Source organism: Mycobacterium triplex (assembly GCF_000689255.1).
Classification (GTDB): domain Bacteria; phylum Actinomycetota; class Actinomycetes; order Mycobacteriales; family Mycobacteriaceae; genus Mycobacterium; species Mycobacterium triplex.
Window position 1 is genome coordinate 1633688 of record NZ_HG964446.1, and the last position, 13247, is coordinate 1646934.

Genomic DNA, 13247 nt, shown 5'->3' on the forward strand with positions numbered 1-13247 from the left:
CCGCTCGCGCGTCTTGGCGCGGGGGGAGCGGAATAAAAGCAGGAAGTTCATGAGCCTCTCGTTTGTCTCGATGCGCACTGCCAGCGCAGCGGCCGGTCGCGCGGCCGCAACCACATGACGATGTTCAACCGCCCGGCCACCCCGGCCGAGGCGGCGCCCACCGAGTTCGCCGAATCCCCGGCGGCCCCGGCAAAGCGTCCGCCGGCCTGGTCCCCGAGCAACTGGCCGGTCGGGTGGAAGGTCGCGGCGATTGTGCTGATCCCGCTGGTCCTGGCCGCAATCTTCGGCGGGCTGCGCCTCAACACCGCCGTGTCGAGCTCCAGCGGCCTGCGGTTGGCCGCCGCGCGCGCCGACTTGCTGCCGGCGCTCACCAAGTACATGTCGGCACTGGACGTCGCGTTGTTGGCGAACTCCACCGGACGCGACGTCGAGGGCGCGAAGAAGAACTATGAAGCCCGCAAGGGCGAGTTGCAGACGCGGCTGTCGAACACCGACGTCACTCCCGATGTCCGGTCCGGGGTGGGCACCCTGCTGGGCGGCGGGCAATCTCTTTTGGACAAGGTGGCCGATAACAGCATCGGTTTGCGGGACCGGGTCACCACCTATGCGCCGCTGCTGTTGACAGCCGAGGATGTCATCAACGCCTCGGTGCGGGTGGACGACGAGCAGATCCGCGCGCAGGCACAGGGTTTGAGCCGGGCGGTCGGGGCCCGGGGCCAGATGACGATGCAGGAGATCTTGGTGACCCGCGGCGCCGAGCTGCCCGAGCCGCAGCTGCGCACCTCGATGATCACCCTGGCCGGCACCGAGCCGTCGACGCTGTTCGGGATGAGCCAGGTGCTGGGTGTCGGCTCGCCCGACGCCAAGACGCTGCAGCAGCAGATGGTGACCCGGATGGCGATCATGTCCGATCCGGCCAGCATGCTCGTCGACAACCCGGACCTGCTGCGCTCGATCCGGACCACCGACGCGATCGCCGAGCAGGTCATCACCGGCGCCACCGCGGCGGTGACGAAGTCGGTGCAAACCCAGGCCGACGACCGGCGCAACTCCGCGATCGTCGACGGTGTGCTGGTACTCGCCGCCATCGTGATCGCACTGCTGGTCGTCTTGCTGATGGCGCGTGCGCTGGTGATGCCGCTGCGGGTGCTGCGCGACGGCGCGCTCAAGGTTGCCCACACCGACCTCGAGGAGGAGATCGCCCGGGTGAAAGCCGGTGAGGCCGAACCGATTCCGGCTCCGCTGCCGGTGTTCACCACCGAGGAAATCGGTCAGGTCGCGCACGCGGTGGACGAACTGCACACCCAGGCGCTGCTGCTGGCCGGTGACGAGGCGCGGTTGCGATTGCTGGTCAACGACATGTTCGAGACCATGTCGCGGCGCATCCGCTCGCTGGTCGACCAGCAGTTGTCGTTGATCGACCGGCTGGAGCGCAACGAAGAGGATCCCGATCGCCTGGACAGCCTGTTCCGGCTGGATCACCTGGCCGCCCGGTTGCGCCGCAACAGCGCCAACCTGCTGGTGCTCGCCGGCGCCCAGCTGGCCCGCGATCAGCGCGAGCCGGTTCCGCTGTCGACGGTGATCAGCGCGGCCGTCTCCGAGGTCGAGGACTACCGCCGGGTCGAGTTGGGTGAGCTGCCCGAGTGCCTGCTGATCGGCGGGGCCGCCGGTGGCGCCATCCATCTGTTCGCCGAGCTGATCGACAACGCGCTGCGCTACTCGCCACCGTCGACGTACGCCCGCATCTCCGGGGCGCGCGGCGGCCCAGATCGGCAAGGCGGGGTGGTGCTGAGGATCGCCGACTCCGGCCTGGGCATGAACGACTCCGATCGGCGGATGGCCAACATGCGCCTGCAGGCCGGCGGCGAGGTCACCCCCGACAATGCCCGCCACATGGGGCTTTTCGTGGTGGGCCGGATCGCCGCCCGGCACGGCATCCGGGTCGGGCTGCGGGGCCCGGCGCCCGACGAGGCGGGCACCGGCACGACCGCCGAGATCTACCTGCCGCCGGCGGTGCTGGAAGGCTTCGACGGCGGCCCGGCCGAAATCTCGGCGGAGCCGGGTGAGCGGATCCGGGCGGTCTCGTCGCCGAGCGCCAAGCTGGCCAGCGGGCCGCCGCGGGCGAAAAACGGCGCGACGCGCCAACGCCCTGTTGCGGCCACACCCGGCGAGGCGCCCCCGATCTCGTTGTTGCCCCGCCGCAGCCCGGGCTCCAGCGGCATCACCGACGTTCCCGCCGCTCCTCCCGCGCCGCCGCTGCCCAAGCGCCGCCGTGAGCTGGCCACTGCCTGGTGGGAGAACGAGAACCAGCCGCGGCCCACGCCGGCGCCGCCCGCCCCGAAGCCGGCCCCGGCGGTCTCGGACACGTCGGGGTTCTTCGCGGCGCGGTCACGGGGGACCGGCACACCGCCGCCGCCGGCCCGTGTCGCCAAGCCACCCGCCGAGCCGTCCATCCCGGCCGCGAAGCCGGCGTCGAAGGACGACGTGATCTATCGGCGGATGCTCTCGGAGATGATGGGTGACCCGCACGACCTGGTCAACAGCCCGGACCTGGATTGGCAGTCGGTGTGGGACCGGGGCTGGTCGCTGGCCGCCCAGGCCGAGGACAAGCCGGTCGAGGAGCGCACCGCCGACCACGGCCTGCCGGTGCGCACCCCCGGCGCCCGGCTGGTGCCGGGGGCGGCCAACGGCGTGACCGGCTCCGGCCAGCACCGCAGCTCCGACGACGAAGAATCCCTCGTAGGATCGAACGGCGGACTGCATGCGGCCCGCGACCCCGAAGCGGTTCGGGCCTCGTTCAGTAACCACTTCGGCGGTGTGCGCAGCGGGCGGTCACACGCCCGTCACTCGAGCCAAGGACCCGATGAGGAATGACGTCTGCAGGCAGCTCACTGGACTGGCTGGTGACGAAGTTCGCTCGCGAGGTCCCCGGGGTGGCGCATGCGCTGCTGGTGTCGGTCGACGGTCTGCCGGTGGCGGCCAGCGAGCTGCTACCCCGCGAACGAGCCGACCAGCTGGCCGCGGTGGCCTCCGGGCTGGCCAGCCTGGCGACCGGTGCCGCCCAGCTGTTCGACGGCGGAGCGGTGCTGCAGTCGGTGGTCGAGATGCAGAACGGCTATTTGTTGTTGATGCGCGTCGGCGACGGCTCGCACCTGGCGACGCTGGCCGAGACGTCGTGCGATATCGGCCAAATCGGATACGAGATGGCGATCCTTGTCGAACGGGTGGGCGGCGTCGTGCAGTCCACCCGCCGCTCCGTCAGGCATTCGTGAGCCGCGATGGACAGAAGCGAATCCGGGCCGCCCTCACGTGAGGCGAACCTGGTCCGCCCGTACACCCTGACCGCCGGGCGGACGAACGCGGGCGTCGACATTCCGCTGGAGGCGCCGGTTCAGACGCTGCAGGCCGGGCGGGCGCATCGCTGGCCGGCCGACGATGCGAGAGGCAAGATCATCGGGCTGTGCGTCAAAAACCCTTCCGTGGCCGAGATTTCGGCGCTGCTGAACCTGCCGATCGGTGTCGCGCGGGTGCTGGTCGGTGATCTGGTGCTGTCCGGCTACCTTCGGGTGCATCGAACGTTGACCGAGCAGTCGACCCGCGACGAGCGCCACGAACTCATAGGAAGGACGCTGCGTGGCCTTAAGGCACTCTGACTCCGGCGCCACCGCGTCGACGAAGATCGTCGTCGCCGGCGGGTTCGGCGCCGGCAAGACCACGTTCGTCGGGGCGGTGTCGGAGATCATGCCGCTGCGCACCGAGGAGATCGTCACCGACGCCTCGGCCGGCGTCGACATGCTCGAGGCCACACCCAACAAGCGGACGACGACGGTCGCGATGGACTTCGGCCGGATCACGCTGGACCACGACCTGGTGCTCTACCTGTTCGGCACGCCGGGCCAGCGGCGGTTCTGGTTCATGTGGGACGACCTGGTGCGCGGCGCCATCGGCGCGATCGTCCTGGTCGACTGCCGCCGGCTGCAGGACAGCTTTGCCGCGGTCGACTTCTTCGAACACCGCAAGTTGCCGTTCCTGATCGCCGTCAACCAATTCGACGGTGCGCCAACATATCCCGTCGGCGCGATCCGCGAAGCGCTGGCCTTGTCGCCGCACATTCCGGTGATCAACGTCGATGCCAGGGATCGCCGGTCGGCGACCGATGCGCTGATCGCGATCAGCGAGTACGCGCTGCAGAGCCTGACGGCTTGACCGCGTTGCAGCAGTGGGCCGACTGCGAGTTCACCGGCCGCGACTTCCGCGACGGGGACCTCGGCCGGTTGTGCACCGAACGGGTGGTGTTCAGCGACTGCGATTTCTCCGGCGCTAATCTGGCCGAATCCCAGCACCGGGGATCGGCCTTTCGTAACTGCAAGTTCGAGCGAACGACGTTGTGGCACAGCACCTTTGCTCAGTGCAGCATGCTGGGATCGGTCTTCGTGCAGTGCAAGTTGCGGCCGATCGCCTTCGACGAGGTGGATTTCACGCTCGCGGTGCTCGGCGGCAACGACCTGCGCGGCGTCGACCTGAGCGGCTGCCTGCTACGGGAAACCAGCCTGGTGGAGACGGACCTGCGCAAGGCGGTGCTGCGCGGCGCCGACCTGTCCGGTGCGCGGACCACCGGCACCCGGCTCGACGACGCCGACCTGCGCGGGGCGACGGCGGATCCGGCGTTGTGGCGCACCGCCACCCTCACCGGTGTGCGGGTGGATGTTTCGCAGGCGATGGCCTTCGCGCTGGCGCACGGGCTGCGGCTGGACGCCAAATCCGACTAGCGCTTCAGCCGGATGCGCCACCACACGATGGCCGAGTAGATCACCGACAGCACGCCCAGCATCCCCATGTCGAGCAGCCATGCGCTGTCCGTGTGCGCCCAGTGGCTGTCCTTGGGGCCGATGGGCACCAGGGTCCGCAGGTTGACCGTGGCCGCCGACGCCGCATAGCCCCAGCGCGACGGCATCAGCCAGGACAGCTGGTCGAGGAAGAGCCGCCCGGTCACCGGGATAAGCCCACCGGCCAGCACCAGCTGCAGCATCAGCGACACCACCAGCAGCGGCATGATCTGTTCGTTGGAACGGGCGATCGACGACAGCACCAAGCCCAGAATCGCCGACGCCACGCAGGTGGCGGCGACCGTGACGAACAGCTCCAGGCTGGCATTACCGAGCAGCAGCGCCGGCTGCTTGGGCGCGCCCTTACCGATTAGCACGATGCCGGTGGCGATCGCCGCCTGGATGATGGCGAACGCGCAGAACACCGTGATCTTGGCGGCCAGGTAGGCCCCGGTGGACAGGCCGACGGCCTGCTCGCGCTGGAAGATCGGGCGTTCGCCGATCAGGTCGCGGATCGTCAGCGCGGTGCCCATGAAGACGGCGGCGATCGACATCAACGTCAGGATCTGGGCGGCTTCGTCGGGCGTCTCGCTGTTCGGGTCCGCGATGCCGAAACCGGTATGACCCGGGACCGTCAGCGACAGCGCGCCCAGGATGAACGGCAGCAGCGCCAGGAAGGCGAAGTAGGCGCGGTCGGCGACGATCAACCGGACCTGGCGCCGCGCGATCGTGGAGAACTGGCGCAGCATGCTACTGCGCGCCGGGGTGCCCAGATCGACCGGCGTTTCGGCCCGGGTGGGCGGGGTGTGGTCCTGTCGTTCCAGGAAGCGGCGGTTGGCTTCATCGGGGTCGGCGCCGACCTTCGCGAAAATCTGGGCCCAGTTGGTGGTGCCCATCGCGTCCCCGATTTGACCCGGCGGGCCCAGGAACGCGATCTTGCCGCCGGGCGCCATCAGCAGCACCTGGTCGCAGACGTCGAGGTAGGTCAGCGAGTGTGTGACGACCAGCACGACGCGGCCGGCGTCGGCGAGCTGGCGCAGCATCGTCATGACCTGCAGGTCCAGCGCCGGGTCCAGCCCCGAGGTCGGCTCGTCGAGGATCAGCAGCGACGGGCCGGTGAGCAGTTCGAGGGCCACCGAGGCACGTTTGCGCTGGCCGCCGGAGAGCTTGTCGACCCGGGTGTCGGCATGCGCGGTCAGTCCCAGCTCGTCGAGGACCTGAGCCACCACCTGGTCGCGGCCGGCCTTGCCGGTGTCGGGCGGCAGCCGCAGCTCGGCCGCGTAGCCCAGTGCCTGGTTGACGGTCAGCTGGCGGTGCACGACGTCGTCCTGGGGGACCATCCCGATCCTGCTGCGCAGCGTGGCGTAGGCGGTGTGGATGTTGTGGCCCTCGAAGGTGACCGCGCCGGCGGTGGGGGTGGTATAGCCGGCGATCAGCCGCGACAGTGTCGACTTTCCGGCACCGGAGCCGCCGATGATGGCGGTCAGCGTGCCGGGCCGCGCCGTCATCGAGATCTGCTGCAGCAGATCCTTGCCGTTGATCGCGAAGCCGACCTCGCGCACGTCCAGGCCGCCGGTGCTCGTCGCCGCTTCCTGGCGGCGGGCCAGCATGCCGGCGGTGAACACCAGGTCGACGTTGCCGATCGTCACCACGTCGCCCTCGGCCAGCAGGGCCTGCGCGATTCGCACCCCGTTGACGAACGTCCCGTTGATGCTGTTCGCGTCGCGGATCTCGATGCCGGCGGGGGTCGGCTCCAGGAACGCGTGATGCCGCGAAGCCAATACGTCGTGGATGACGATGTCGTTGTCGAGCTCGCGTCCGATCCACGCGGTGCCGCCCTTCGGCGTCTGCACCCCCGATTCGGGGCCGACGACCTTCATCACCCGGGTCGGAAATTGCGACATGTCGGTGCCCGCCGGCTGGGCGACCCGGGTCGCGTCGTTCGGGACGGCCTGGGTCGGCACGGTGGGCCGCACGATCGGCACGGCGGTGGTGTGCAACGCGTCGGTGGGCCGGTCCTGGTATCTGCCGGCCGGCGGAACGGTCGGCACCGCCTGCGAGGTCGGCGGCAGCACCCCGACATTGCCGCGATGGTGTCCGAGCGCGAAGGTGATCCGCGGTCCATCGGGGGCGCCGAGGTTGAGGGTCTGGCCGTCCCGGATGTCGGCACCCGGCACCCGGCGTCCGTCGACGAAGATGCCGTTGCGCGAATTGTTGTCGACCGCAACCCATTTGCCGTGATCGAAGCGCAGCAACAGGTGCGCCCGGGTGACCAGCGGATGCGCCACGCGCAGGTCGGCGCGGACGTCGCTGCCGATGACGACGTCGCCGCCGGGGGCGAAACTGACCTCGGATCGGATGGACCGCACGGTCAGTACCGATTGCGCAGGGGCATTCATCAGTTCAGCGTCGTTTCAGCCGGATCTTCCACCACACGATCGCGCTATAGCTTATGCACAGGACTCCGAGCATGGCCATATCGAACAGCCATGCGCTCTTGGTGTGATTCCAGTGCTGGTCTTTCGGGTCGGTCGGGCCCGGTATCAGCCGGTGCGTGTCGATCGTCGACGCCGACGCCGCGAAGCCCCACCGCGCGGGCGTGACCCACGACAACTGGTCGAGCACCAGCCGGTTGGTAACCCAGATCATGCCGCCGGAGAACACCAGCTGACTCATGATCGACACCACCAGCATCGGCATGATCTGGTCCTGGGATTGGGCCAGCGCCGAGAGCGCCATGCCGAGCAGCGCCGCACCCACACACGTCGCGGCCACCGTGACGAACAGTTCGAAGTTGACGTTGCCCAGGACCACGGCGTTGGAGATCGGGGTGCCCCAGCCGATCACGGAGATGGCCGTGGCGATCGCGGCCTGGATGATCGCAAACGTCGAGAAGACAACGATTTTCGCGCCCATATAGGCGGCCGTGGACAGGCCGACCGCTTGTTCGCGGCGGAAGATCGGTCGCTCGCCGATCAGGTCGCGGATCGTCAGCGCGGTACCCATGAACACCGCGCCGACGTTGAGCATGACTAGGATCTGGTCGGGCTGAGCGGGATTGTTGCCCAGCGGATCGGACATGCCGTATCCGCTGTTGCCGCGAACCGTCAGGGTCAGCACCCCGATCAAAAATGGCAGCAGCGCCAGGAACACCGTGTAGCCGCGGTCGGAGATGACCAGCCGTATCTGCCGGCGGGCGATCGTGGAGAACTGGCGGCGCACGTCGGCGTGTACCGGCTCGCCCAAATCCGCGGCCGGGCTGTGTTCGGACGGTAGTTGTGGCTGCTGCTGGTTTTCTTCCCGGAAGCGGCGGTTGGCCTCGTCCGGGTCCGCACCCACCTTGGCGAAGATGTCGGCCCAGTTGGTGGTGCCCATCGCCGCGCCGATCTGGCTGGGTGGGCCGAGAAACGCCGTCTTGCCGCCGGGAGCGACCAGGAGCAGCTGATCGCAGACGTCAAGGTAGGACACCGAGTGCGTGACCACCAGCACCACGCGCCCGGCGTCGGCCAGCTGGCGCAGCATCATCATCACCTGGCGGTCCAGCGCCGGGTCCAGGCCGGTGGTGGGTTCGTCGAGCAGCAGTAGCGACGGGCCGGTGAGCAATTCCAGGGCCACCGACGCGCGCTTGCGCTGGCCGCCGGAGAGCTTGTCGACGCGGGTGTCGGCGTGCTTGGTCAGCTCGAGTTCCTCGAGCACCTGCGCGACGACCTGTTCGCGGTCGGCCTTGCTGGTGTCGGGCGGCAGCCGCAGCTCGGCGGCGTAGCCCAGCGCCTGGTTGACGGTCAGCTGGCGGTGCACGACGTCGTCCTGGGGGACCATCCCGATCCTGCTGCGCAGCGAGGCGTACTCGGTGTGGATGTTGTGGCCCTCGAAGGTGACCGTGCCGGAGCTGGGGCTGGTGTACCCGGCGATCAGCCGCGACAGCGTGGTCTTGCCGGCGCCGGATCCGCCGATGATCGCGGTCAGCGTCCCGGGTCGGGCGGTCAGCGAGATGTGGTCCAGCAGCTGCTTGCCGTGGTCGACTTCGTAGCAGACCGAGTTCACCTCGAGACCGCCGGTGCGGGTGGCCGCTTCGGTGCGCCGGACCAGGGTGTCGCGGCTGAAGACGAGGTCGACGTTTCCGATCGTGACGACGTCGCCCTCGGTGAGCACCGCCGAGCCGACCCGGACGCCGTTGACGAAGGTGCCGTTGACGCTGTGCGCGTCGCGGATCTCGGTGCCCAGCGGCGTCTGGATCAAAAACGCGTGATGACGCGAGGCCAGGACGTCCTGGATGACGATGTCGTTGTCGGTGGCGCGCCCGATCGTTTGCGCGTTGGCCGGCTTTTGCAACGCGCCGGACCGCGACGGCAACAACGCCTGGAACATCTTGGTGGCCAGGTTCCCGACCTCCGGCGCCTTGGCCTCGGCGACGGGCGACATCTGGGTCTTGGGTGCCTGCATGGATCCGACCGGCGCGGACATCTGCGGCTGATAGTTGGGCGGGGCGTGGTTGGGATATGCCGGCGGCCGGACCGATGTCGGATACACGGGTTGCCCTGGCGGTCCCGGCCGCTGGCCCGGCGGGCCGGGATGCGGCCGCGGCGGGGGTGGCGCGGCCCACGTGGTCTGGCGTCCGGGCAGCGGTCCGGGCGGAGCGGCGAACGGCTGCCCCGATGCCTGTGACGAAGGCCACGGCGCGCCGGCCTGAGCCGCGACCGGTATGCCCATCGACTCGGTCCGCGGCGGCCGCCCGGCCATGCCTTGGTGGCGCCCGACCTCGAACGTCAGCAGCGGGCCGTCCGGATTTCCGATGTTGATGCTCTGACCGTCATGGATATCGACGACCGGCACCCGCCTGCCGTTGGCGAAAGTGCCGTTGAGCGAACCGTTGTCGATCGCCAGCCAGCGGCCCTGGTCGAAGCGCAGCAACAGATGGGCCCGCGAAATCAGGGGGTGGGTGATGCGCATATCGGCCCGGAGATCGCGCCCGACTACCACGTCGTGACCTGCTGCGAAGGTGCGTTCCGACCCGTCATACCGGACGGTCAGCGCCGGCGGGGCTGGTGAATTCATCGCCACAACTCTAGCTCGTGGACCTATTTCGCCATTTGCACCAACGCGGCACGTCGAGCCAGTTGTGCCCGCGCAATCACCGGTTGTCGGGTGCTCCGGTGACGACGCAGCGGGTGCGGGTGTAGATCGTCGGCATGCACCGATTGCAGTGCGTACACGCCGAGCGGACGCTGTGCGCCGCGCCGTCGGCGGCGAGCCGGTTGATCAGATCCGGCTCGGCCAGCAGCGCCCGGGCCATCGCGACGAACTCGAAGCCCTCGGCCATCGCGAGGTCCATCGTCTCCCTGTTGGTGATGCCGCCCAGCAGGATCAGCGGCATCTTGAGTTCGGCTCGGAACAGTTTGGCGTCGCGCAGCAGATACGCCTCGCGGTAGGGGTATTCGCGCAGGAACTTCGTGCCCGTCATGCGCATGCCCCAGCGCAGCGGCGGCTTGAAGGCCCCGGCGAACTCCTTGAGCGGGGCGTCGCCGCGGAACAGGTACATCGGGTTGACCAGAGAGCTGCCGGCGGTGAGTTCGATCGCGTCCAGGCCGCCGTCTTCCTCCAGCCATTTGGCGGTGATCAGCGACTCTTCGGTGGTGATGGCGCCGCGGACCCCGTCGGCCATGTTCAGCTTGGCGGTGACCGCGATCGGCGTTCCTTCTTTCTCGACCGCGCGGCGAACGGCCATCACCATTCCGCGGGCGACCTTGGCCCGGTTCTCCAGTGAGCCACCGAACTCGTCGTCGCGACGGTTGATCAGTGGTGACAGGAACGAACTCGCAAAATAGTTGTGGCCCAAATGAATTTCGACGGCGTCGAAGCCGGCTTCCATGGCGAACCGGGCCGCGTCGGCGTGCGCGGCGATCACGTCGGAGATGTCGTCGCGGGTCGCCTTGCGGGCGAACCGCATTCCGATCGGGTTGAAGAACCGCACCGGCGCCAGCGCCTTGGCCTTGTTGGATTTTGCATTGGCGACCGGACCCGCATGGCCGATCTGGGCGCTGATCGCCGCGCCTTCGGCGTGGATGGCGTCGGTGAGCTTGCGCAGCCCGGGCACCGCCTCGGGCCGCATCCACAGCCCGTTGCCCTCGGTGCGTCCACCCTGGGAGACGGCGCAGTAGGCGACGGTCGTCATGCCGACCCCGCCGGCGGCCGGTGCCCGGTGGTACTCGATCAGGTCGTCGCTCACCAGAGCGCCGGGCGTGCGTGCTTCGAACGTCGCGGACTTGATGGTCCGGTTGCGCAGCGTGATCGGTCCCAGCTGCGCTGGGCTGAATACGTCCGGAATCTGGGGCTGGTCAGATGCCATGCGAGGAGCGTAACGGCGATCGCATGGCCGGCGAAGCAGGGCGTATGGGGGCACCTCCCGCTTGCGGGGGAGGGTCGCCGTCATCGGGCAGCGCCCGTGGTCGTGCCAGACTGTCAGGCGTGGGCGCAATCACACTGGACGGCAAGGCCACCCGCGACGAGATCTTCGTCGACCTCAAACAACGCGTCGCGGCACTGACCGCGGCGGGGCGTACGCCCGGGCTGGCCACGATCCTGGTCGGCGACGATCCCGGGTCCCAGGCCTACGTGCGCGGCAAGCATGCCGACTGCGCGAAGGTGGGCATCACCTCGATCCGTCGCGATCTGCCTGCCGACATCTCCACGGCCAAGCTGAACGAGACGATCGACGAGCTGAACGCCAACCCCGAGTGCACCGGTTACATCGTGCAGTTGCCGCTGCCGAAGCATCTCGACGAGAACGCCGCGCTGGAGCGCATCGATCCCGCCAAGGACGCCGACGGCCTGCACCCGACGAACCTGGGCCGGCTCGTGCTCAACAACCCGGCCCCGCTGCCGTGCACCCCGCGCGGCATCGTGCACCTGCTGCGCCGCTACGACGTCGAGATCGCCGGTGCGCACGTGGTCGTCATCGGCCGCGGCGTGACGGTCGGCCGGCCGCTGGGCCTGCTGCTGACGCGCCGCTCGGAGAACGCGACGGTTACGTTGTGCCACACCGGAACTCGTGACCTGCCCACGCTGACCAAGCAGGCCGACATCATCGTCGCCGCCGTCGGAGTGCCGCACCTGGTGACCGCCGACATGGTGCGCCCGGGCGCCGCGGTGCTCGACGTCGGCGTCAGCCGGGTGGACGGCAAGCTCACCGGCGACGTGCACCCCGACGTGTGGGAGGTCGCCGGGCATGTGTCGCCGAACCCCGGCGGCATCGGCCCGCTGACCCGGGCGTTTCTGCTGACGAACGTGGTCGAGCTGGCCGAGCGGCAATGAGTTCGGCGAAGTCCGCGGCCAAAGCGCAGTGGCCGATCCTGCTGGTCGGGCTGATCTTCGTGACGGCATTCGCGTTGGTGGGCGCCAACTTCTGGCGTCGCGGCTCGCTGCTGATCGGCATCGCCGTCGGTGTCGCCGCGATCCTGCGGCTGGTGCTGTCCGACGATCGCGCGGGCCTGTTGGTGGTGCGCAGCAAGGGCATTGACTTCGTCACGACCGCGACGGTCGGGGCCGCGATGGTCTATATCGCCTGGACCATCGATCCGCTTGGTACGGGTTAAATTCCCGGGCCCGTGATCTGGGGCAGGTCGGCGATCGCGCCGCCCGGCATGTTCGGCATACCGGGCATGTTCGGCATCGCGCCGGGCATGTTCGGCATGGCGCCCGGCATGTTCGGCATGACGCCGCCGGGCAGGTTTTGCATGCCGCCGGGCATCATGCCACCGGGCATGTTGGGCATGTTGCCGCTGGCCAAGTTCGCCATCATTTGCGGGCAGTACGACTGGATCGCGATCGTGGTGAACATCTGCGCCATCGCCGGTGACATGCCCTGGCGTCGCACGCTCGTGACGGCCCCGGCGAAGCTGCCGCCGGGCTGGGCCAGCATCGGGCAGATGGATTCGCCGACGGCCATCGCGTTTCCGGGTTGGCCGAAGTCGACGCCGGCGTGGTTGAGCGCGTCGATGAAGCTGTCGTCGGCGTTCGGGTCGGCCTCGGCCGGCGGCGACCCGAACGCCGCGGCGATGGTGAGCAGGCCGGCCACCGCGGCCAGCAAGCGAACGGTCAGCGGCTGATGGCGAAACGGCCAGGCCCAACTCTGCGCAGCAACAACTGCTTTCATGACAGCTTCCCCATCTGTCGCCCAGTGCCCTGAAGGCACTCGAATCACTCTAGGAAGACTGATCTATGGCTGTCACGTTTGTGACACGGGAAGGTCAAGGTTTGCACACTATGCGTTTCGTGGGCGCGATGCTTCCGAGACATCGGTTATCGCGCGGAAAGCGTTACGGGCGAACGTGGATCGAGTCCCGGTCAATCGAGGCCACTCTGTGATCCGACACGTGCCGCGGCACCGTGCTCTGGAGTGAGAAATGGTTGAGAATGCGGCAT

The 13247-nt window shown here is 68.7% G+C and carries 11 protein-coding genes; 7 read left to right on the forward strand and 4 right to left on the reverse strand.

Annotation, left to right across the window (positions count from 1 at the left end):
* Positions 1-114: 114 nt before the first annotated feature.
* From BN973_RS07675 to BN973_RS07695, 5 genes are read left to right on the forward strand one after another with little or no spacing between them, the layout of a single operon-like run.
* Entirely contained in the window at positions 115-2874 is a 2760-nt protein-coding gene (locus tag BN973_RS07675) for a sensor histidine kinase (protein WP_036467042.1), read from the forward strand.
* Entirely contained in the window at positions 2871-3272 is a 402-nt protein-coding gene (locus BN973_RS07680) for a serine protease inhibitor (RefSeq protein WP_036467045.1), read from the forward strand. The genes BN973_RS07675 and BN973_RS07680 overlap by 4 nt, the downstream gene beginning before the upstream one ends.
* Positions 3273-3278: 6 nt before the next feature.
* A complete protein-coding gene (locus BN973_RS07685) occupies positions 3279-3653 on the forward strand; it encodes a DUF742 domain-containing protein (protein WP_036467048.1) in 375 nt (124 codons plus the stop codon).
* Complete coding sequence (locus BN973_RS07690; RefSeq protein ID WP_036467050.1) at positions 3634-4206, forward strand: GTP-binding protein; 573 nt, start codon at positions 3634-3636, stop codon at positions 4204-4206. Before BN973_RS07685 ends, BN973_RS07690 begins: the two co-directional genes overlap by 20 nt.
* 5 nt (positions 4207-4211) lie before the next feature.
* A complete protein-coding gene (locus tag BN973_RS07695) occupies positions 4212-4769 on the forward strand; it encodes a pentapeptide repeat-containing protein (RefSeq protein ID WP_036472144.1) in 558 nt (185 codons plus the stop codon).
* On the opposite strand, the gene BN973_RS07700 is transcribed toward BN973_RS07695, so the two are convergent.
* The 3 genes from BN973_RS07700 to BN973_RS07710 form a co-directional block, all read right to left on the reverse strand.
* Complete coding sequence (locus BN973_RS07700) at positions 4766-7225, reverse strand: ATP-binding cassette domain-containing protein (protein WP_036467052.1); 2460 nt, start codon at positions 7223-7225, stop codon at positions 4766-4768. The genes BN973_RS07695 and BN973_RS07700 overlap by 4 nt on opposite strands.
* 4 nt (positions 7226-7229) lie before the next feature.
* The gene (locus tag BN973_RS07705) at positions 7230-9881 is read right to left on the reverse strand and encodes an ATP-binding cassette domain-containing protein (protein ID WP_036472145.1); all 2652 of its coding nucleotides are present in this window, start codon (positions 9879-9881) and stop codon (positions 7230-7232) included.
* A gap of 76 nt (positions 9882-9957) precedes the next feature.
* On the reverse strand, positions 9958-11172 hold the full coding sequence (locus BN973_RS07710; RefSeq protein ID WP_036467054.1) for an NADH:flavin oxidoreductase: 1215 nt from the start codon (positions 11170-11172) through the stop codon (positions 9958-9960).
* Positions 11173-11291: 119 nt separating this feature from the next.
* Between BN973_RS07710 and BN973_RS07715 the strand changes: the two genes are divergently transcribed.
* Together BN973_RS07715 and BN973_RS07720 are read left to right on the forward strand one after the other, a co-directional pair.
* Positions 11292-12137, forward strand: a complete 846-nt coding sequence (locus tag BN973_RS07715) for a bifunctional methylenetetrahydrofolate dehydrogenase/methenyltetrahydrofolate cyclohydrolase (protein ID WP_036467056.1) — start codon at positions 11292-11294, stop codon at positions 12135-12137.
* Complete coding sequence (locus BN973_RS07720; RefSeq protein ID WP_036467059.1) at positions 12134-12418, forward strand: DUF3017 domain-containing protein; 285 nt, start codon at positions 12134-12136, stop codon at positions 12416-12418. Before BN973_RS07715 ends, BN973_RS07720 begins: the two co-directional genes overlap by 4 nt.
* Here BN973_RS07720 and BN973_RS07725 read toward each other — a convergent pair.
* Complete coding sequence (locus BN973_RS07725) at positions 12415-12978, reverse strand: DUF732 domain-containing protein (protein WP_051641163.1); 564 nt, start codon at positions 12976-12978, stop codon at positions 12415-12417. The genes BN973_RS07720 and BN973_RS07725 overlap by 4 nt on opposite strands.
* Between the last annotated feature and the right edge of the window lie 269 nt (positions 12979-13247).

Bases quoted from the DNA above. Each gene is read 5' to 3' on its own strand.
- BN973_RS07675 (WP_036467042.1), top strand. From the start codon at position 115: ATGACGATGTTCAACCGCCCGGCCACCCCGGCCGAGGCGGCGCCCACC.
- BN973_RS07700 (WP_036467052.1), bottom strand. From the start codon at position 7,225: ATGAATGCCCCTGCGCAATCGGTACTGACCGTGCGGTCCATCCGATCC.
- BN973_RS07725 (WP_051641163.1), bottom strand. From the start codon at position 12,978: ATGAAAGCAGTTGTTGCTGCGCAGAGTTGGGCCTGGCCGTTTCGCCAT.
- BN973_RS07720 (WP_036467059.1), top strand. From the start codon at position 12,134: ATGAGTTCGGCGAAGTCCGCGGCCAAAGCGCAGTGGCCGATCCTGCTG.
- BN973_RS07705 (WP_036472145.1), bottom strand. From the start codon at position 9,881: ATGAATTCACCAGCCCCGCCGGCGCTGACCGTCCGGTATGACGGGTCG.
- BN973_RS07680 (WP_036467045.1), top strand. From the start codon at position 2,871: ATGACGTCTGCAGGCAGCTCACTGGACTGGCTGGTGACGAAGTTCGCT.
- BN973_RS07710 (WP_036467054.1), bottom strand. From the start codon at position 11,172: ATGGCATCTGACCAGCCCCAGATTCCGGACGTATTCAGCCCAGCGCAG.
- BN973_RS07685 (WP_036467048.1), top strand. From the start codon at position 3,279: ATGGACAGAAGCGAATCCGGGCCGCCCTCACGTGAGGCGAACCTGGTC.